The 19,057-nt window shown below is 59.7% G+C and carries 13 protein-coding genes and 2 tRNA genes; 5 read left to right on the top strand and 10 right to left on the bottom strand.

Annotated features, from left to right (window positions below):
• The first annotated feature begins 117 nt into the window (after window positions 1–117).
• Together QEH57_RS03025 and QEH57_RS03020 are read left to right on the top strand one after the other, a co-directional pair.
• Window positions 118–2,148, top strand: a complete 2,031-nt coding sequence (locus QEH57_RS03025; protein ID WP_309005197.1) for an FAD-dependent oxidoreductase — start codon at window positions 118–120, stop codon at window positions 2,146–2,148.
• A gap of 115 nt (window positions 2,149–2,263) precedes the next feature.
• Window positions 2,264–3,565: a serine hydrolase domain-containing protein gene (locus QEH57_RS03020; protein WP_309005196.1), complete on the top strand. Its 1,302-nt coding sequence runs from the start codon at window positions 2,264–2,266 to the stop codon at window positions 3,563–3,565.
• A gap of 63 nt (window positions 3,566–3,628) precedes the next feature.
• Here QEH57_RS03020 and QEH57_RS03015 read toward each other — a convergent pair whose 3' ends face one another.
• The 3 genes from QEH57_RS03015 to QEH57_RS03005 form a co-directional block, all read right to left on the bottom strand.
• On the bottom strand, window positions 3,629–6,277 hold the full coding sequence (locus QEH57_RS03015; protein ID WP_309005195.1) for a family 78 glycoside hydrolase catalytic domain: 2,649 nt from the start codon (window positions 6,275–6,277) through the stop codon (window positions 3,629–3,631).
• A 41-nt stretch (window positions 6,278–6,318) separates the two neighbouring features.
• Complete coding sequence (locus tag QEH57_RS03010; protein ID WP_309005194.1) at window positions 6,319–8,169, bottom strand: DUF5060 domain-containing protein; 1,851 nt, start codon at window positions 8,167–8,169, stop codon at window positions 6,319–6,321.
• Between the two features lie 191 nt (window positions 8,170–8,360).
• The gene (locus QEH57_RS03005) at window positions 8,361–10,307 is read right to left on the bottom strand and encodes a beta-galactosidase (protein WP_309005193.1); all 1,947 of its coding nucleotides are present in this window, start codon (window positions 10,305–10,307) and stop codon (window positions 8,361–8,363) included.
• Between the two features lie 74 nt (window positions 10,308–10,381).
• On the opposite strand from QEH57_RS03005, the gene QEH57_RS03000 reads away from it, so the two are divergent.
• Window positions 10,382–11,260 carry an AraC family transcriptional regulator gene (locus QEH57_RS03000; protein WP_309005192.1) on the top strand — a complete coding sequence of 293 codons (879 nt, stop codon included), beginning with the start codon at window positions 10,382–10,384 and terminating at the stop codon, window positions 11,258–11,260.
• Between the two features lie 178 nt (window positions 11,261–11,438).
• Here QEH57_RS03000 and tsf read toward each other — a convergent pair whose 3' ends face one another.
• The gene (tsf, locus tag QEH57_RS02995) at window positions 11,439–12,035 is read right to left on the bottom strand and encodes a translation elongation factor Ts (protein ID WP_309005191.1); all 597 of its coding nucleotides are present in this window, start codon (window positions 12,033–12,035) and stop codon (window positions 11,439–11,441) included.
• An 87-nt stretch (window positions 12,036–12,122) separates the two neighbouring features.
• Window positions 12,123–13,016, bottom strand: a complete 894-nt coding sequence (gene rpsB, locus QEH57_RS02990) for a 30S ribosomal protein S2 (RefSeq protein WP_309005190.1) — start codon at window positions 13,014–13,016, stop codon at window positions 12,123–12,125.
• 267 nt (window positions 13,017–13,283) lie between these two features.
• Here rpsB and QEH57_RS02985 point away from each other — a divergent pair.
• Window positions 13,284–13,360: transfer RNA gene (locus QEH57_RS02985), tRNA-Met, on the top strand.
• 601 nt (window positions 13,361–13,961) lie between these two features.
• Here QEH57_RS02985 and QEH57_RS02980 read toward each other — a convergent pair.
• From QEH57_RS02980 to QEH57_RS02960, 5 genes are all read right to left on the bottom strand, one after another.
• On the bottom strand, window positions 13,962–14,486 hold the full coding sequence (locus QEH57_RS02980) for a DUF3299 domain-containing protein (RefSeq protein WP_309005189.1): 525 nt from the start codon (window positions 14,484–14,486) through the stop codon (window positions 13,962–13,964).
• A 25-nt stretch (window positions 14,487–14,511) separates the two neighbouring features.
• The gene (locus QEH57_RS02975) at window positions 14,512–15,039 is read right to left on the bottom strand and encodes a hypothetical protein (RefSeq protein ID WP_309005188.1); all 528 of its coding nucleotides are present in this window, start codon (window positions 15,037–15,039) and stop codon (window positions 14,512–14,514) included.
• Entirely contained in the window at window positions 15,039–16,238 is a 1,200-nt protein-coding gene (locus tag QEH57_RS02970; RefSeq protein WP_309005187.1) for an ABC transporter permease, read from the bottom strand. Before QEH57_RS02970 ends, QEH57_RS02975 begins: the two co-directional genes overlap by 1 nt.
• Window positions 16,235–16,921: an ABC transporter ATP-binding protein gene (locus QEH57_RS02965; protein WP_309005186.1), complete on the bottom strand. Its 687-nt coding sequence runs from the start codon at window positions 16,919–16,921 to the stop codon at window positions 16,235–16,237. Before QEH57_RS02965 ends, QEH57_RS02970 begins: the two co-directional genes overlap by 4 nt.
• Window positions 16,922–17,251: 330 nt before the next feature.
• Window positions 17,252–17,328 (bottom strand) — tRNA-Arg (locus QEH57_RS02960).
• A 172-nt stretch (window positions 17,329–17,500) separates the two neighbouring features.
• Between QEH57_RS02960 and trpE the strand changes: the two genes are divergently transcribed.
• On the top strand, window positions 17,501–19,006 hold the full coding sequence (gene trpE / locus QEH57_RS02955; protein ID WP_309005185.1) for an anthranilate synthase component I: 1,506 nt from the start codon (window positions 17,501–17,503) through the stop codon (window positions 19,004–19,006).
• The last annotated feature ends 51 nt before the right edge of the window (window positions 19,007–19,057 follow it).

Raw genomic sequence — 19,057 nt, 5'->3', positions numbered from 1 at the left:
ACCTCGCCCGAGGCCGTCCTTGTGGGTGCTTTTAGCGGTCGGAGGCGCAATGCGCATTGCACCCCGACTTCTTCTGGCAATCGGGACCGGCATCGCTCACAGTCGCCCCAACCTGCCATGTCCAATCTGTATCCAGAAGAATTCGACGCCATCATCCTCGGTGGCGGTTTCGCCGGCGTCTATGCCGCCCAAAAGCTCTCCCGCGCCCTGAGGCGCTCCGGCTCCTCCGCCAGCGTCGCGCTCATCGCCGAGGAGAACCACATGGTCTTCCAGCCCATGCTGCCGGAAGTCGCCGGGGCCGCCCTTTCGCCGCGGCACGTCGTCAATCCGATTCGCAGCCTCTGCAAGGGAGTCAACGTATTCAAGGGCAAGGTGAACTCCCTCCAGCTCGACCAAAAGAAGCTCACCCTGCACGCGGGCGACTTCGCGGGCCCCGTCACCTTCACCTACCGAAACCTCGCCCTCTGCCTCGGAGCCAAGGTCGACCTCAGCCGCATCCCCGGCATGCAGGAGCACGCCTTGCTGCTGCAAAACGTGGGCGACGCCATGAGGATCCGCGCCCACTTCATCTCCCGCATCGAAGAGGCGAACCTGACCTCGAACCGAGCGACCAAGCGACGCCTGCTCTCCTTCGTCATCGTAGGCGGCGGCTATTCTGGAGTGGAAACCGCCGGGCAGCTCATCGACTTGGCCCAAGCCATCCACAAGCACTACAAGCACGTGGACTGGGCCGACTTCTCCTTCACCCTCGTGCACAGCCGCGACCACCTGCTCCCCACCCTGCACCGCTCGCTGGGCGAGTACACCGCGGCCCAGCTCAAACGACGCGGACTGGACATCGTACTCAACCGCCGCGCCAAGGCCGTCACCGCCAACACCGTCTACCTCGACGACGGCAGCGGCATCGATACCAACAACATTATCTGCACCGTCGGCAACGCGCCGCATCCGCTCATTCTCAACCTCGAGAAAACTGCACCTTGCCCCGTATCCATCGAACGGGGACGGGTGGTCACCTTGCCGGATTGCTCCATCGACGGGATCCCCTGGCTCTGGGCCGCCGGCGACTGCGCCAGCGTCCCCCAAACCGACGGCACACCCAGCCCGCCAACCGCCCAATTCGCCCTGCGCCAAGGCGAGTTGATGGGCCGCAACATCGCCCGCCGCCTCAAGGACCAAGAAACCCGCCCTTTCACCTTCAAGGCTATCGGCGAGCTCGCCACCATCGGCCACCACAGCGCCGTGGCCGAGATCAAGGGACTTCGCTTCTCCGGCGCCTTCGCCTGGTGGATGTGGCGAACCATCTACCTAGGAAAGCTCCCCGGCCTCGAGCGAAAGCTGCGAGTCCTCTTCGACTGGACTCTCGAGCTCTTCTTCCCCCGCGACATCAACCTTCTCAACCCTCGCTACAGCACCGACATCTCGGAGACCCACCTAGAGCCGGGCGACACCCTCTTCCGTGCCGGCGACCCGTCCTTCTCCTTCTACCTCGTCAAGAAGGGCGCCATCGACCTCCGCGACAAAGGGCAGCTCGTCAAAAAGGTCGGCCAGCACGAGCACTTCGGCGAACGCGCCCTGCTGGAAAACCGCCCTTACCTCTTCGACGCGGTCGCTACCGAAGCCACCACCCTCGTAACCATCGGCAAGGACATCTTCCAAAAGATCGTCTCCGCGGACTCCAGCTTCGGCCAATCCCTCCAGCAAAGCGCCCGATCCTACGTCAGCGCCGAGGAGCTGGACATCCTCCTCAACCGCCTGCCAGCCGAGCAGCTTGAGCAGCCCGTCAGCGAGTACATGAGCGCCAAGCTCTTCAGCATCGAAGCCAGCGCCACTATCGAGGACGCCCTCGAACGCTTCACCCAATCCTCCCGCAACTACCTGCCCGTAATCGAAGCCGACGGCAGCTGCAACGGAGCCATCAACAAGGAAAGCGTCTACATGCGCCTGCTGACCTCGGAACTCGATCGCCAAGAGCCCGTATCCACCCTCACCCAAACCAAGCTCCCCCTTCTCAGAAAGACCGCCAGCCTCCGCGAAGCTCTCACCCTCATGACCCGCTCCAACGCGAGCAAGGCCATCGCCACGGATGCGGAAAACCGGCCCTGCGGCATGATCGCCATCATCGACCTGCTGGAGTCCATCCGTTGAGGCCCAAGCCCACCCAGCCGCCCGCTAGGCTACCACTCAACTCCAACCGCCAAAAGCGTTGAGAAATCCTCGCGGACCGCAAAACTCACCATCCCTTTAAACCCACCCCGAAAACATGCCACATAACAAAACGCGCTCGCGCTTCCCTCGCACCTGCCTCGCGGCCTTCGCCGCCCTACACCTGCTCGCCGCCAGCTGCCTGCTCGAGGCCAAGCCTCTCAAGCCAGCGCCGCCCCAGTCCCTCGGAATTTCCAGCGAGCGGCTCGAGCGCCTCGACAACACTTTCAGCGAAATGGTCGAGTCCGGCCAGCTGCCCGGAGCCGTAGTGCTGGTAGCGCGACACGGCAAACGGGCCCACCTCGGCATCTACGGCGAGCGTGACCAGGAGGCCGACGCTCCCATGAAACGCGACACGATCTTCCGCATCGCCTCCCAAACCAAGGCCATCGTCAGCGTCGGCGCCATGATCCTGCAGGAGGAAGGCAAGCTCCTCATCAACGATCCCGTCTCCAAATACCTACCCGAATTCGCCAAAACCACCGTAGCGGAAACCAACGAATCCGGCGAAACCGTCATCGTGCCCGCCAAGCGGCCCATCACCATTCGCGACCTGCTGACCCACACCTCCGGAATCGGCTACAACGGAAAAGGCCCCGCCTGGGAAGCCTCCGGCATCGGCGGCTGGTACTTCGCAGACCGGGAGGAGCCCATCCGCGAAACCGTCCGCCGCATGGCCGAGCTCCCTTTCGCGGCCCACCCCGGCGAGCGCTACGTGTATGGATACAATACCGACATCCTCGGCGCCGTGCTCGAAGTCGCGTCCGGGAAGTCGCTCGACGTCTTCCTTCGCGAGAAGATCCTCGATCCCCTCGAGATGAACGACACCCACTTCTACCTGCCCCAGCAAAAGGCGGACCGCCTCTCCGTCGTCTATTCCTACAAGCAGGACCGCGGCCTTGAGCGAGCGCCGGACGCGGGCGGCATGTCGGGACAAGGCCAATACCTCGACGGTCCGCGCCAAAGCTTCTCCGGCGGCGCCGGACTTCTCTCCACCGCCGACGACTACGCCATCTTCCTGCAAATGCTGCTCGACGGCGGCGAATACAACGGAGTACGCATCCTCTCCCGCAAATCCGTCGAACTGATGACCTGCAACCACCTCGCGGAAGGCGTCAAATTCCCTTGGAAGGATGGGGCCGGCTTCGGCCTTGGCTTTCGCGTCGTGGAAGACCTAGGCCGATTCGGCGAGCCCGGATCCGTCGGCGAATTCAGCTGGGGCGGCGCCTACCACTCGACCTACTGGGTCGACCCTGCGGAAGACTTGCTAGTCGTTTACTTCACCCAAGTACGCCCCGCGGGCGGACTCGACGACCATGCGAAACTCCGCGCCCTCGTCTACCAAGCCATCGTCGACTAAGGCCCAGCTTAGCCCTCGGCGAGAGACGCAACCCATGCGTTCCCTCGCCAAAAAAGCGGAACGCTAGAGCTCGCAGCTAAAAGCATGTTCGCCCGGTCCGACCTCTCGGCTGCCTCCGTCCGGAAGCTCCACCGAGGCGCTCGTATTGGGCGGAACCCGAACCAGCAGGGAGAAGCGGCCCTCCTTAACCTCCCAAGAGCTCTCCGCCAACCCATAAGGCGTATCCAACTTTGCTGACGCGGACGACAATCCTCCGCCCACCTGCGGAGCCACCCGCAGCTTGCGGTAGCCCGGCGCCGCTTCCGACAAGCCAGCCACCGACTCGTACAGCCACTGCCCCACTGCTCCGTAGGCGTAGTGGTTGAGCGAATTCATTTTAGCCCCATTGAATCCCTCCTCCTGGGAATAGCTGTTCCAGCGCTCCCAAATGGAAGTCGCGCCCTGCCGAATCGAGTAGATCCAGGAAGGGTATTCCTCTTTCAACGCCACCTCGTAAGCGAGATCGCTCCTTCCGAAACGGGTCAAGGTGCGACAAATGAGAGCTGTACCCACAAATCCGGTACGCAGGTGACCTCCCGCCTCCTCGACGATCAGCCGCTCCAGCTCGCCCAGGGCGACGGGGCGATCCTCCTCGGGCAAAAGATCGAACGCCAAGGCCAAAAGGTAAGCCGTCTGCGTGGGCTGCCCATCCTCTCGGGGCTTCAAAATCCCGCCTTCGAAAAATGCCTCCGCAAAGCGATCCCGCACCGCTTCCGCCCTTTTGGCGAACAGCGTGGCGTCATGGCTCTCGCCCAGCGCCTCCGCGGTCCAAGCGAGAATTGCGGCGCTGCGAGCATAGTAGGCCGTTCCCAGCAAGGAGCGACTGGTGTCGCCTCGGAGCGGCCGCTCGGTGTTTTCCTGAAACGGCTGCAGCCAATCCGAATAACCGTAGTCGATCCAAAGCCCGTCGTTCGCCGCCGTTTCCAAATCGTAATAGGCCACCCATGCGATCATGGATTGGTAATTGTCGCGAAGGATCTTCTTGTAACCATACTTCTGGTACATGTCCCAAGGAACGATGGCTATCGCATCGCCCCAAGCGGGCGTACCGGTAGGTCGAACCCGCTCCATAACGTCCGGAGCCACATCGGGAATCTTCCCGCTTGCATACTGCCCGTCCCTCAAGTCGCGGCACCACTTCTCCAAGAAAGCCAGCGATTGGTAGTTGAAGCTCGCGGTTGGGCCGAAGACCTGGATGTCGCCCGTCCAGCCGAGCCGCTCGTTGCGCTGCGGACAGTCGGTCGGCACTTCGAGAAAGTTCCCGAGCTGGCTGCGGCGAATGTTCCGTTGCAGCTGGTTCCAATCGTCCACCGAACTGCTAAATTCGCCCGTGGACGGGACCTCGCTGGAAAGCACCAGACTCTCGACCCAGTCCGCTTGCGGAGCCAGTTCCTCCGGCATGCCGATCAACTCGAGGTAGCGGTAGCCATGGAAGCTGAACCGAGGCGACCATTCAGCTAGCCCCGAAGAAGCCGCGACGTAACGATCCGTCGCTTCCGCAGAACGCAGGTTTTCGTAGTGCGGACTTCCATCCGGATCGAGGGCTTCCGCAAACTTCAACTCGATCTGCTGCCCCTCGCGCAACGGCAAAGCGATACGCGGAACCCCTACCAGATTAACGCCAAAGTCGTAAACGATCGAGCCTGTCGCGCTCCTGCTCCAGGAAACCGGAGCGATGCGCTCGACCACCTTCACCGCTGGCCCCGCATAGGAATTGATCGGAAGCTCGCGATCCACCTCACGGGCCTGAGGCCAGCCCCATCCGCTAGCGTCGTAGCCCGCTTCGTCCCACGCCCCAAGCTCCAGACGCGCGTCGTAGCGCTCCCCATCATAGAAGTCAGCCGACACCACCGGACCCGTCGCCACTTTCCAACTACCATCGCTGGCCAATACGTAGCGACTTCCGTCTTCATAGCTCAGCTCCAACTGGCAAAGCAGGGCCGGCACGCCGCCATTTCTGTCGCGCTTGGAAAAAAGTAAGGTACCGCTGAACCAACCATCCGCCAACACGGCACCGATCGCATTTTCCCCACGCTCCAGCAAAGAAGTGACATCCACCACGCGGGCAAGGCGACGCTTTCGGTAGTCCGGCCAACCGGGAGCGAAGTAGTGATCCGAAACCGCTTGTCCATTGATCGAAAAATCCACGATGCCCTCGGCCGCAAAATACAAGCGAGCCTGCTTCAGCGATTTGCCCACCTGGAAATCCTTGCGGAAATGGGGAGCGTACCAGGCCTCGCCTGCGGGATGGTCTCTATGACTGATCCATTGCCCTTCCCAATCCGTAGCATGCAGCAAGCCGAGCTCCACCTTGGAAACGGGCGCCCATGGCGAAACTTCGTTCGCTTCGTTCCAGTATCGAACCGTCCAATACAGCTGGTCGCGGGAATCTAGAACAGCCCCTTCGTAGTCGACGAATAAGCTTTGATCGGAGTCGCGACGCCCGCTCGACCATAGGTCCGCCTTCCCCGGCAAATCCTCCGCAGAACTCGAGCAGCGCACTTCCCAGGCGATCTGCCGACCTTCCGGCAGCTGCCAGGAAAACTGCAGATCCCGCTCTCCATAGCCGATCGGATTCTCGAGCAACGGTCCGACTCGCAGCGAGGTTGCAGCAGGAGCTGCAAACAGTTGAGGAACGATCAAAAGCGAAAGGGCCAATAGTTTCTTCAGCATACTAGACGAGGTCAGGGTAACAAAAAGGAGACTTGGACGACTTAGCGGACTACCTTTCCTTGGGATACGCGTTCGATCAGGACCAGCCAATCCTGATGCCGATCGAAGGGAGGCAAGCCGATGTCTGAAACGTAAGCTTCCTCCACTAGGATCTCGTCGAGGCTGGGCACGCGACGCTTCGGGTAGCGCTCCTTCCATTCCGATCCCGTGTACGGACCTTCGCCCGTACGCGGATTGAACCACTTTACCCGGTAGGACCCATAATACTCCCGCAGGTCGATAGTGGCCCGTTGCCACTTTTCGAAGTAAACCGCATAGATTTCGCCTTCCGCAGCCAAGCAATAGGCAGGAGCAGCAGGAGCATCGATGAGTTCATTATTTGGATACATGCGCCTCAGCGGCAAGCTCCCCATCACCTCGATGGAGTAACGGGCAATATCCCAAAACCGATCCCGCGTGCGCCAATCTTGGCAGGTAAGATCGTTATGCGGTTGCTCGTATCCAAAATACCATTCCACGCCCGAGCCGCCTCCCATGAGGTTCGGATAGAGAGCGATCCGCCGCAGAACGCCTTGGTTGTTCGGCGACTGAGCATCGGGCTCGACGCCCTGCCAAGCCATGCCAACCTCGTCGATAAAGACAGGCCATTCTCTCCCTGCGGCCCGGGACCTTTCGATCCATTTCACCGTCTGCGAATAAACGACGTCGTAATCGTCGCGAGTCTGCACGCTGAGCACCTCAAAGGTAGGATGCCCCAACATCGGCCGATAAAGCACGTCCCAACCATAAGGCACCGTGTGAAGGGCCTTCGGGTGACCATAGGGATCATGGGACGCGAAGTAATCGCAAAAGTCCTTAACCTGCTCGACTGTATTCGTATTTTCCTCACCGAGATTCCAAACAAGGGCCGGGTGGTGAGCGAAGCGCGCGATCAGTTCCCGGTAGTACAGCTTGCGCTCCGGACCGAGCTCGCCGCCATCGAGCAGCTGGTCATTCTCCCGCTCCTGGGTTACCACGTTGAGCATAATTCCCTTGCGGGTCATGTGCTCGAACACGATCTCCCACTGATCGAGCTTGCTGCAGTCGAAGCGAAAGCGCTCGTCGTAATCCGTGTAGGGCCAAACATCCTGGCCGTCTCCGATGATATTCTTCGTGATGAAGTAGATGACATTCATCCCTTTGTCCGAAAGGTAGTTCACGGCCCCGATAATTCCCTTTCCCTTGCCACCGCGCCAGGTCGGATCCCCTTCGTTCCAATCCCGCACATGCGGGGCCCAATCCTTGGAAAACTGCTTGTTCTTGTTGTGCGAGTAGGTCTCATCGAAATCCGTAAAGGCCAAAAAATTCTCCGGGCTGTCGGGACCGGCCTTCAGGAAAATCTCCCCAGTCTCGGCAAACCTCAGGTAACGGTCTCCCACGTAGTCGAGCCGTCCCTTTCCGCGAAAGTCGGGGCCGTCCTTATCGCTTTCCTCAATCTCGATTCGCCCCGAGCTCCCATCGAAAGCAAGCGCTTCTCCCGCATCCGGATCGTCGGAAAGCGCTATCTCACGGCCCTTGCGAAACGAGGCCTTGTAGGTCCACTCGCCCACCGCGTCCGGCGAGAAGTGGGCCCGCCACTTGTTGCCGACGCTCGCACCGCTTTCCCCCGCCTCGCCGTCAGCTGCGTAATAGCCAGGCACTCGCACCTGCCTGTCTTCTTGGCTAAAGGTCACCCAGAGCCTGTAGTTGAGAAATGGATTTTCTTCGGAATCTTCCGAACTTTCCGGACCGTCGAACGTGAGCGTCACGCGGTGCCACTTTCGCAGCTCTCCGTCAATCTGCGGCGACGCCGCATGAGCGCCGCAAAGGTTCAACAATAACAGCAGGAAGCAAATCGATTTCATTTCTTTCATAGCGTTTCGGGGGGGGTAGCGTGGTTCAATCCGACGTGCTGAATCACGCCTTGGCTAACGGCGACCAAGCGTAAGGGGTGAGGTGTCGGAAGCTAGAATCATAGCGAAGGCGGGAAACGTTTCTATGAGATAGTTTTGTCTCAATGCGTATAGTGTTGTGAAAAAGAACAATAGGACAGCGTCCTCCATTCCTAACTGTACTCTTCCCCTTCAGTGGAGGCTTCCCGCTTCAGCAATCGCAGGTCGTTGCCCGCTATTTCGACGGACTCTCCCACCGCTTCATCGGTACGCGCATCTCGCCAACCTGCGTCCAAGGGAAAGCGCTTCGCGTAATCCGTCCAATTCAGCAAAAACAGCAAGCGGTACGACTCGCAGACGCGTTCGTAAACTGTCACCCCTTCCTGCCGTTCGAAACGCTGCTCTACGCCGGCCTCCGCAGTCAACCACTTCGCGAACGGCAGCATCGCCTCGTCGTCCAGTCGCAAACCGAGATAGATCAGCGCACCCTTGCCAAAACGATGCCGCGTAAGGGCCGGCATGCCCTTGCGCCAGCCCTTGCCGTGCCTGGCCACGACCTCAGCGCCTTCCACGTGTATTTCATCGGCCAATACACCACCGCCCAGCCCATCGAGTTCGCAATCGGACTCTAGGCTCAAATCCAGATCTTCGGAAGCGACGAAGTCGCTCGACCACATTCCCGCAATCTCGCTCAAACGCCCCGGCCTCGGCTCCTCAAAGCACTTCCCGAACTCGTCCACGACCCCGGAACCGGCCGTCAAGCACAAGGTCCCTCCCGCCTCCACGAAGCGACGCAGGTTCGTGGCGATCGCTTCGTCGACCAGCCACAAGCGCGGAGCGACCACCAGACGATAGCCCGACAAATCCGCCCGCGGATCCAAGGCGTCAATGGCCGTCACCACCTGAGACAAACCTTTGTGAAGGCCGATCGCCTCTTCGACTGGGTCAACAGACTTTGGATACACGCTGGCTTCCACTGCCCACCGCGAGTCGTAGCCATAGGTAATCGCCACCTCCGCCCGCGGCCGCGTAGGCTCGATCAAGCCGGCTAAGTTGCCCAGCTCCGCTCCCATGGCGGCAAACTCCCGGAAGAAGCGACTCTCCCTGCCGCTGTGCGGCAGCAACCCGTCGCCGAACTGCTCGCAGCCGTAGCGACACTGCCGCCAGCGGAAAAAAATCAAGGCGCTCGCTCCGTGAGCAATCGCCATCCACGCCCATAAGCGCATCCACCCCGGCGGCGAATCGATGGCCGGCAAATGCGTTTGCTGCTCCAGAACCCAGACCTCCCCCTTGTCGCCTCGCAGGCAATCCAAAGCGAGCTCCGGCGTACGGGCCGGATAGTGATTCATCCCGTTCACGTCGATTTCGTCGGAAAGCGCATGGTAGTCAGTGTGAGCCCAATACAGGTTCTGGAAGTTGGTTGTGACCGGCTTATCCGGATCCGCCGCCTTCATCAGCTTCCGGCGCGAGGCGGCGAATTCCACGTTCAACGACGAGAGAAACTTGCGGTACTCGAGCTTGATATGCGGATTTTCGAACGGCCGCGGCACGTCCTCGAATCGCTCGATGGAAAACGCCCAAAAGTGCTCCCCCCAGGCCTCGTTCAACGCCTCAGGAGTCTTGTATTTCCTTTCTAGATACCGGTGAAACTCCGACATGCAATGATCGCAGTAGCAATCCGTATGGCAGCCGATCTCGTTATCGACCTGCCAAGCCACGATATTTTCGTTTCCGGCAAAATGGCTTATCATGGCCTCGTCGATCCGGCGTGCCTCCTCCACGAACGAAGGGTGCGCCATCGCCACCGCGTAGCGACCATCCGCATACCGCACCACTCCCTGCGGGTCGACCGGCAGCATCTCAGGGCGCCGCCGATACAACCACGGCGGCGGCGTGCGGGAGCAGGTGCAAAGGATGGTGCGAATCCCCGCGTCTCCCAACAAGGCGATCGCCCGCTCCATCCACGAAAAGTCGAGCTGACCGGGCTTCGGCTCGAAGGCGCTCCAGCTCAAGTCGCCCATGCGCACGTACTTCACGCCCGCTTGCTTCATCTTTGCCACGTCTGCCGCCCATTGGCTCTCCGGCCACTGCGATGGATAATACTGAACTCCAAACTTCATAGGATAAAAAACCGATTCGCCCTCCACACTAGCAGCTTGCCCCCATTGCGTGAATACACAGCCTTGCGTAAAACATGGACAATCCTCCGGATACCCAGGCCAACCGCTCCCAGAGCCGACGCCTCTACCGCATCCCCACCCGCGTCCTTAAACTCGCGCGGGCTCGCTCCTTCACACAGGATTTCATCGTCACGGAAATCGGACACCGGCTGCGGAACGCATCCCCCGCTCCCAGCGAAGAAAGAAGCCACCCCCACCACCTGCTGATCTTCGTTCCCCAAGGACAGGCCCAGCTCGAGATATCGGGGCAAACCTACCGCATTAAAGGAAAGCAAGCAGCCTTAATCCCAGCCAGCACGCCCTACCGATACGGATCAAATTCCGACGAAGACGGCGAACGGTATTGGCTGAAGTTCGAGGGCGCCGGAGCTGAGGGTCTCCTGGCCTGGACCAACTTCAATCCCCAGAATCCGCTCCTCGGCTGCGCCGCGGCGGAAAACATAAAGCGCCACTTCAACGCCATCCTCAACGCCGTGGAACGCGGATACACGGAGCATACCACCCTGCAGCTCTCCCTCGCCCTCATAAAGGTTCTCATCAGCCTGCACGATAACCCGCTCGACGCAGAGGGGCGCAGCTCCACCAATCGCATCGAAAGCGCCATGAGCCAAATGCGCGAAGACGTATCCAAACCTCAAGCACTAGCCGCTTACGCGAAGAAGGCCGGCTACTCCGTCACCCAATTCAGCCACCTCTTTCGCCAGCACACCGGCACCAGCCCTATCAATTACCTCAACGAGCTACGTATCCAACGCACCGCCGAGCTGCTCAACAATACCGACCGGACCATCAAGAGCATTGCCTACGAGCTCGGCTTCGAAGACCCGCTCTACTTCTCGAGAAACTTCCGCAAATGCGTCGGCCTCTCCCCGCGAGCCTACCGCAGCCGCTAGCTCGATGCCGCAAGTCCTCCTTGCGCTGGCGGCCTGACGCCCAACGCCAGCCCCGACACCTCGGCAGTGGTGCAACCGCCAAGCGCGCATTCCCCGCAAAAGCGGTGACGACCCCAAAAAAAGGCGGCCTCCCCAAGCAAGGGGAAGCCGCCAAAGGTGTTTTCCTGAAGCGGAGAGACTACTCTTCGCCGATTTGGAAACGAACGAAGCGGCGGATCTTCATGTTTTCGCCAAGCTTGGAGATCTGCTCGGTGAGAACGTCCTGAACCGACTTGCTGTCGTCCTTCACGAAAGGCTGGTCGAGCAAGCATACCGTGGAGTAGTACTTGTTGAGCTTGCCTTCGATGATCTTCTGAACCGCAGCCGCTGGCTTGCCTTCCGCCTGGGAAGCAGCCACTTCGCGCTCCTTCTCGACGAGCTCCGCGGGAACTTCCTCGCGGCTAACGCAAACAGGGTTGAGAGCGGCGATGTGAAGGGAAATGTCCTTAACGAAAGCCTTGAAGTCGTCGTTCTTGGCAACGAAGTCCGTTTCGCAGTTCACTTCGATGAGAACACCAACCTTGCCACCCAAGTGGATGTAAGAATCGATGAGACCTTCGGAAGTCGCGCGGCCAGACTTCTTGTCGGCCGAAGCGATGCCCTTCTTGCGAAGGATGGTTGCTGCAGCTTCCAAGTCGCCGTTGGCTTCAGTCAAAGCCTTCTTGCAGTCCATGAGACCTGCGCCGGTCTGGCCACGGAGTTCGCCTACTAGTTTCGCGGATATTTGTACGCTCATTTGCTTTATAGAAATGTATTGAGTGGAGAGTATTTAAGTAGAAACGAAAAAGGCGTTGCCGAAACAACGCCTCTTGCAGAGTCGTTCTTAGCCTTCGGACTTTTCTTCTTCCTCGGCAGCAGCGGCAGGCGCTTCCTCAGCCTTAGGAGCAGCCACGGGAGCTTCCGCCTTCACGGGAGCAGCGACAGGTTCCTCGGCAGCAGCCTGGACCGGTGCGGCCACTGGCTCTTCGGCAGCAGCAACGGATTCCGCAGCAGCAGCGTTGGCGTCGCCGCCCTTGCCCTGGTTCATGCGGCTCGCGCGCTTGGCGCGGCCCGACTCGACCGCTTCCGCGATCGCCTCGAGGATGATGCGGATAGACTTAACTGCGTCGTCGTTGCCTGGGATCGCGTAGTCAACCGTCGACGGGTCGGAGTTGGTGTCCACGATCGCAGCCACTGGGACCTTAACGCGACGCGCTTCGGCAACCGCGATGTCTTCGTAGTTCACGTCCACTACGAACATAGCCGCGGGAAGCTTATCCATCTTTACGATGCCTTCGAAATTGCGGTGCATACGAGCCATCTCGCGACGGATTGCGGAACCTTCCTTCTTAGGAAGCTTCGCAAGGGAACCGTCCGCTTCCATCGCCATGTACTTCTTGTACTTAGCGATCGAGGTCGTGATGGTCTGCCAGTTGGTGAGCGTGCCGCCCATCCAACGGTTCACGCAGAAAGGCATGCCGGTGTTGGCAGCCGTTTCGCGAATGATTTCCTGAGCCTGACGCTTGGTGCCGACGAGCAAAACTTCGCCGCCCTTTGCCACGACATCCTCAACGAAGTCGTAAGCCTTCTTAAGACCTTCGTAAGTCTTAGCGAGGTCGATAACGGAGATACCTTGGCGGTGGTCGAAAACGAAGCCCTTGGACTTCGGGTTCCAACGCTTAACTTGGTGGCCGAAGTGTACTCCAGCGTCGAGAAGATCAGTTAGTTCAATATTCATATGTCTTAAAACACCCCTGATTAGCGGGGGCGCAGGCCGCCCGAAAGCTGCCTTACGTCATGGTTTTGGTTATTTGTTCAAGGTTCCCAGAATGGGAGAAGCGAGAAAGCTAGCCCTCCCCCCTCCCTTGGCAAGGAGTAATTTGAGAGATTTCCGCAGGAAAATCGAAGAAAGTTTCCAAAAGGCATTGACAGGAGGATTTTTCTATACCTTTCTCCGCATCTTCCGACACACCAGAGCGGAAGTTTACAGTTTAGATACTGCAGTTGCAGGGTGGAGCAGTCTGGTAGCTCGTCAGGCTCATAACCTGAAGGTCGTTGGTTCAAATCCAACCCCTGCACCCACGAAGGCCCAAGGATTAACCCCTTGGGCCTTCTCCTTTTACGCTGCCTATTAGCGACTTACAAAGCCCATCGCCTCAGGCGAAGACCGCATATTGCTGATAACTAGATGAATTCAGCGCCCAAACATTCACGGTGCGACCGCCAACCAACGGAATCGGCTCACTCAACTTATTGAAGGCCTTGAATACTTCGCTAAAGTCCTCGACAGGCCAAGGCTCGCCTCCCATCAAGCTCCAAAAAGCTTCGCAACTCCGACCTTCGACCTGCTGTACGGCGCATTTCGCAGCTGAGCAGCCTTCGGCGTAAGCTTTCCGCTTTCGATAGCAGACGCAGTTTCCATCCTCTCCTTCGCCTTTCGGCGAGAAAGAGTTTTTAGCGAAACTGAGACATCTCCCTTCTCAAATGCCATAATCGCTCTCCATAACGGAAAAAGTAGCCCAAGACTCAAGCAAACTCCCTTTAGGAGCAAACGGCCGAACCGAGACGACTCATTACAACGGTACGCTTTTCCAACCTGCACCTCGACCGCTCCACGCCACAGGTTTGCACCGAGAGGCGATCGGGATACGGCCAGACGGGGACAACCGTCCCCACCCTTCGACTACAGCCCGATCAGCGGCTCTTGCGGCGACTTTCCGAAACCCGCGAGGACTTCGTCCACCTCGAGGAAATAGAGATGGCTGAAGAAGCCGCTTTGCCACACCTCCTCCACCTTAAGCTTCCCCCGCACCCGAATCGGAATGTTGTCGAAAAGATTAGTGCCCTTCTTGGCTCGCGCATAGACGAAGCTGTTGAACGCTGGCATGGCCCCGTAACAGCATGCTCCGGTGTCCGGCATCAGCAAAAACTCGTCGACCTTCTCCCCCTTCGTCGAAATAGGCAGCATGTAGCCCACGATCTCCACTGACTTGCCATCTAGGGCAAGCACGCTGTCCAGGACGTATTCCTTCAAATAGTCCTCATCCTTACGCACCACCTTCTTTTCGCCTTCCGGCGCCACAGGCTCGTAGACCTTCGCCGCCAGCGAATCGAAGCCAAGCGGCTGATAGTCCTTCCCCTGAGCCACACCGGCGCCGCACGCCAGCAAAGCCACTGCGACCACCCAATAACGTATCTTACATTTCATAGAAAAATCCTCCCTGTAACTAATTTCAGTGCGATCCATGCGGATAGGGAATCCGAACATCCTCAAAAACCTGCCCCAACATTTCCAATCGGTCGAAACTCAACTCGAATTCCGCCAAGCCCGCCAGCTCCTCCACCTGTACCGTAAAGTGCGAGGTGCTACCCAGCGTCTCGCCTGTCGCCTCGTTCTCCATCGCCCGGAAGGTAAGAGCCCACTCCCGCTGCCCAGCCGTCGCCCGAGCCTCCAACTCGAGGGCCTCGATCCGTACGAAACGCTCTGCGTCGCCGTCGAGAACGTACAAGTCGATCCGCCCTTCCTCCCGGTTCGGCAGCACCTCGATCTGAAACGCATGATTCCCCAACATCCCCAAAGCCCCTCCATGGGGAGCGTGGTGGGCATGCCCTCCATGGCCACCCTCGTGCCCCTGCGAATGGTCGTGATCGTGAGCATGCTCGTGCCCTCCTCCACAACCGGCCAAGGCGAAGCTCGCCGCCGCCGTCGCCGCCAACGCCACCCATCTCAACATGCTCTTCGACGCTAATCCGTTTCTCATCATAAATCCTTTGTCACATCGACTCGGTAAGCCTTAACCGCTGGGGCCAAGCCCGCTAGGAATCCGATCGCCAGTACGCCCAGCGGCACCCACAGAAACGCTGCGTTCGGCGCGAACAGCTCGAGCATGACGCCCGCCTTTTCGCGGGCCACCGCCGCCAAGGCGTAGCCGGAAACCAAATACAAGCATGCCCCGAGAGCCAAACCGCAAAGCGAAATGCCCAGCGACTCCATCGTTGCTATTGCAAACACCACCCTTCGCCTCGCCCCGAGGGCGCGCCAAACCGCGATGTCCCGCCGACGCTCGCTCATCGCATTGTAGAGCGTAGCCGTCACCCCCGCTGCCGCAATCAGGGCCACCAAGACCGCGATTCCCCGCAACGCCAGATCGAACCAGGAAAGCTTTTCGAACAGTCGCAGCACGCTCTGGCTCGCGGGCCAGGCCAGCGTCAGCCGATCCCCCCTGCGGTTGTACAACATATCAAGCTGAAAGCCCGCAGTCCGCGCCCCCGGCTTAAACGCCACCAGCACCGCGCTCACCGAATTCGCAGCAGCCGCCGCATGTCCGCTCATGTTTTGCACTCCAGCAACCGGTATCCAAATCACCCGATCCCCCGGAGTGCCAGTCGGCTCCAGCACCCCCACCACCGTGTAGAGCTCCTCATGGCGAGCATTCGCGTCGTATTGGAGCCCATGGTACGGATGAAAAGTGTCGCCCACCTTCAGCTTCAGCTGCTTGGCCGCCTGACTCCCCACCACCGCCTCCAGCTGACCTTCGGAAAAAACGCGCCCCGAGCCCGCGATCGCGAACCCTTGCCCCTCGCGAAACTCATGCTGCGTCAAGTACTCCGAAACCGTACCCACAAGCCGAATACCTTGATAATTGTCTCCCACCGCGATCGGATACGCTGCCGCCACCATCGGATTCGACTTGATTTGTTCGTAGTCGCTCCAGCGCAGCAAGCCAGGCGACTCGTCCAAATGGTAGAGGGCGTTCAGAACGATCTGCAGCTTCGAGCCCCTCGGCCCCAACACCGCATCAAATCCACCATCGGCCGCCGCAAAGCTTCGCTCCGCTTCCGCCTTGAACCCCCAGACCAACAGCAGTAAGCACACCGACAATGCCAGCGATCCAGCCGTCACCGAGCTGCTCAAGACGCGGCTGCGCAAGCCCTTCAGGGCAATCCGCCAAGCCGTCATCTCGCGCCTCCTTCCGTTCCCGCCAGTGCCTTGTTCAAGCTCCTAAAGTCTTCCCGACGCGAGAACCCGTCCACTACCGAGCGATCATGGCTCACCAGCAGCAGCGACGCGCCATTCTCCTCGCACAGTTCCCGCAGCAGAGCCACCACCTGCTCGCTGGCCACCTCGTCCAAGCTTCCAGTCGGCTCATCCGCCAAGACCAGCTTGGGACGATTCGCCAGAGCTCGGGCCACTGCCACCCGCTGCTGCTGACCAACCGATAGCTGCGAAGCTCGATACTCCAAGCGGTCGCCCAAACCCACCCGCATCAGCAAGGACTTCGCGAAACTCCGATCCACCTGCGCCCCGAACGACATCCCAAGTTCCACATTCTCGATACAGCTAAAATCCCGCATCAGATGGAAGCTCTGGAAGACGTAGCCAACCGTCCGGGCTCGGTAACGGTCTCGCGCCGCCTCCCCAAGTTCCGAAACCACCGTATCCCCGACCTGAATCCTTCCCCTTGAGGCAGGCACGATGCCCGCGACCAAGTGCAAAAACGTCGTCTTGCCGCAACCGCTCGGCCCCATCACCGCCACCTGCTCGCCAGCCTCCAGCGAAAAACGGTCCACCGACAACACCGGACGCGCCCCTCCTTCCGCACCGTAACCTTTTTCCAAATACTCAATCTCCAGTAATGCCATTTTCTCGAAACTACAAACGCGTCACCCTAGACACCCAATGCGCCAAAATGCAAATTACCTTCAACAAGCCCGCACGCAAATACAGCAGCCCGGCTTAGCGGAAAGCCAGCTCCAAGTCGCAAGTCTCCCGTAGTCGGACCTTGGATACTGTTAAAGAGGAGGCCACACGACAATAGCTTCCCCGCGATCACTCACCAACGGCTAGCGCCTTTATTTCTTCCGCGCCACCACATCATCGAGCCACGGGCGCTAACGCTTCCGTAGCGTTGCGGCCTTCTCCATTCATCGAACCGGAAGTCGCCCTTCCCGAAATCACACCGCTCGGACGGATGGTAGGGCAAGAGGGACTCGAACCCCCGACCCTCGGATTAGAAATCCGATGCTCTATCCAGCTGAGCTATTGCCCCATCCAGCGAAAAAAGGCGCCGCCTCATTTTCAGGGCTGCTTTAAAAGTGCTGCAGAACCCCTTGTCAAAACGGAAACTCAACTTGATGGCCTCTCCTCCCAAAATAACAATTTCGTAGACAGCACCCCTAATCGAGCTAGCTTCGTGCCCTATTTCCTAGCCCTCCCGAGACATGGCACATCAACTACACCCAAATATCGACCTAAAGACCTTCGAGTCCCTCGCCCAAAAGGGAAACGTCATCCCCGTCTACGCCGACTTGATGGCCGATCTGGAGACCCCGCTCACCGCCTACTCGAAACTCAAGACCGACGGGCCAGCCTTCCTGCTCGAATCCATCGAGGGCGGAGAACGGCTTTCGCGCTACACCTTCATCGCCTGCCGTCCCCGCAAGGTCTTCAAGTGCTACTGGGACAAAACCCTCATCGAAGAAGCCGGCCAAAGCAGCCGCGAAATCGATACCCCCCAGGACCCCCTTACTCTAATAGAAGAAGAGATCGCCAAGCACAGCCCCGTCGAGATGCCGGAGCTCGCCCCCTTCACCGGCGGCGCCGTCGGCTACGTCTCCTACGAGTACATCTCGCGCATCGAGACCGTGGTACCGGTCGCCAAGCGCAACTGCCACGGCTCTCCGCTCGCCTACTACATGCTGGCCGACTCCATGGTCATCTTCGACCGGGCCAAGCAAACCATGCGCTTGCTGGTCAACGCCCGCCTCGAAGGCAAGTCCACCCCCGCCGAAGCCTACCGCGCCGCCCTCGAGGAGCTGGACCAACTGAAAAGCCGCCTCGAAACCCAGTGCACCCTCTCGCCCGCCACCTTGAATCCCCCCGAAGGGCTCACCGTGCCGCAAGGCAACTTCCTCAAGGCTGACTTCGAAGACATGGTAAAACGCAGCCAAGAGTACATCCGCTCCGGCGACATTATCCAGGTGGTGCTGAGCCAACGCTTCGAAAAGGACTTCGAAAAGACGCCGCTGGACCTCTACCGAGCGCTCCGCACCGTCAACCCCTCTCCTTACATGTTCCTTCTCGAGACGGAGGATTTCGCCATCGTAGGCGCCTCCCCGGAAGTGCACGTGCGCCTGACCGACAAGAAAGTCGAGATCCGCCCCATCGCCGGTACCCGCCACCGCGGTAAAACCCCAGAGCAAGACCTGGCCTTGGAACGCGAGCTCCTCGCCGACGAAAAAGAGAAGGCCGAGCACCTTATGCTCGTCGACCTCGCCCGCAACGACATCGGACGCGTCTGCGAATACGGCTCCGTCGAGGTTCCGGACTACATGATCGTCGAGCGCTACTCGCACGTCATGCACATCGTTTCCCAAGTGGAAGGCCAGATCGCCTCGGACAAGAACGCCTTCGACCTGATGCGGGCGACCTTCCCAGCGGGCACCGTCAGCGGCGCCCCCAAGATCCGGGCCATGCAGATCATCTCCGAAAACGAGCCGGACCAAAGAGAGTTCTACTCCGGCGCCCTTGGCTACTTCAGCTACAACGGAAACCTGGACAGCTGCATCACCCTGCGTACCGCCATGGTCAAGGACGGCAAGGTCGTGATCCAGTCCGGGGCCGGCATCGTCGCCGACTCGGTACCGGAGAGCGAATACCAGGAAACCATCTTCAAGGCGTCCGCCCTTTTCAAAGCGGTTAGCCTCGCGGAAGCGTTCGAAGACTAGGCCGCTCGCTACTCACCGTAGCCATCCCTCGAGGGCCCCGATCGGGCTCCC

Origin of the sequence: Pelagicoccus sp. SDUM812005, from assembly GCF_031127875.1 — a bacterium.
Classification (GTDB): domain Bacteria; phylum Verrucomicrobiota; class Verrucomicrobiia; order Opitutales; family Opitutaceae; genus Pelagicoccus.
This window is presented reverse-complemented; position numbering and strand designations above follow the sequence as displayed.

Bases quoted from the DNA above. Each gene is read 5' to 3' on its own strand.
- trpE (WP_309005185.1), top strand. From the start codon at position 17,501: ATGGCACATCAACTACACCCAAATATCGACCTAAAGACCTTCGAGTCC.
- QEH57_RS02980 (WP_309005189.1), bottom strand. From the start codon at position 14,486: ATGAAATGTAAGATACGTTATTGGGTGGTCGCAGTGGCTTTGCTGGCG.
- QEH57_RS03010 (WP_309005194.1), bottom strand. From the start codon at position 8,169: ATGAAAGAAATGAAATCGATTTGCTTCCTGCTGTTATTGTTGAACCTT.
- QEH57_RS02970 (WP_309005187.1), bottom strand. From the start codon at position 16,238: ATGACGGCTTGGCGGATTGCCCTGAAGGGCTTGCGCAGCCGCGTCTTG.
- rpsB (WP_309005190.1), bottom strand. From the start codon at position 13,016: ATGAATATTGAACTAACTGATCTTCTCGACGCTGGAGTACACTTCGGC.
- QEH57_RS02975 (WP_309005188.1), bottom strand. From the start codon at position 15,039: ATGAGAAACGGATTAGCGTCGAAGAGCATGTTGAGATGGGTGGCGTTG.
- QEH57_RS03025 (WP_309005197.1), top strand. From the start codon at position 118: ATGTCCAATCTGTATCCAGAAGAATTCGACGCCATCATCCTCGGTGGC.
- QEH57_RS03020 (WP_309005196.1), top strand. From the start codon at position 2,264: ATGCCACATAACAAAACGCGCTCGCGCTTCCCTCGCACCTGCCTCGCG.
- QEH57_RS02965 (WP_309005186.1), bottom strand. From the start codon at position 16,921: ATGGCATTACTGGAGATTGAGTATTTGGAAAAAGGTTACGGTGCGGAA.
- QEH57_RS03015 (WP_309005195.1), bottom strand. From the start codon at position 6,277: ATGCTGAAGAAACTATTGGCCCTTTCGCTTTTGATCGTTCCTCAACTG.
- tsf (WP_309005191.1), bottom strand. From the start codon at position 12,035: ATGAGCGTACAAATATCCGCGAAACTAGTAGGCGAACTCCGTGGCCAG.
- QEH57_RS03000 (WP_309005192.1), top strand. From the start codon at position 10,382: ATGGACAATCCTCCGGATACCCAGGCCAACCGCTCCCAGAGCCGACGC.
- QEH57_RS03005 (WP_309005193.1), bottom strand. From the start codon at position 10,307: ATGAAGTTTGGAGTTCAGTATTATCCATCGCAGTGGCCGGAGAGCCAA.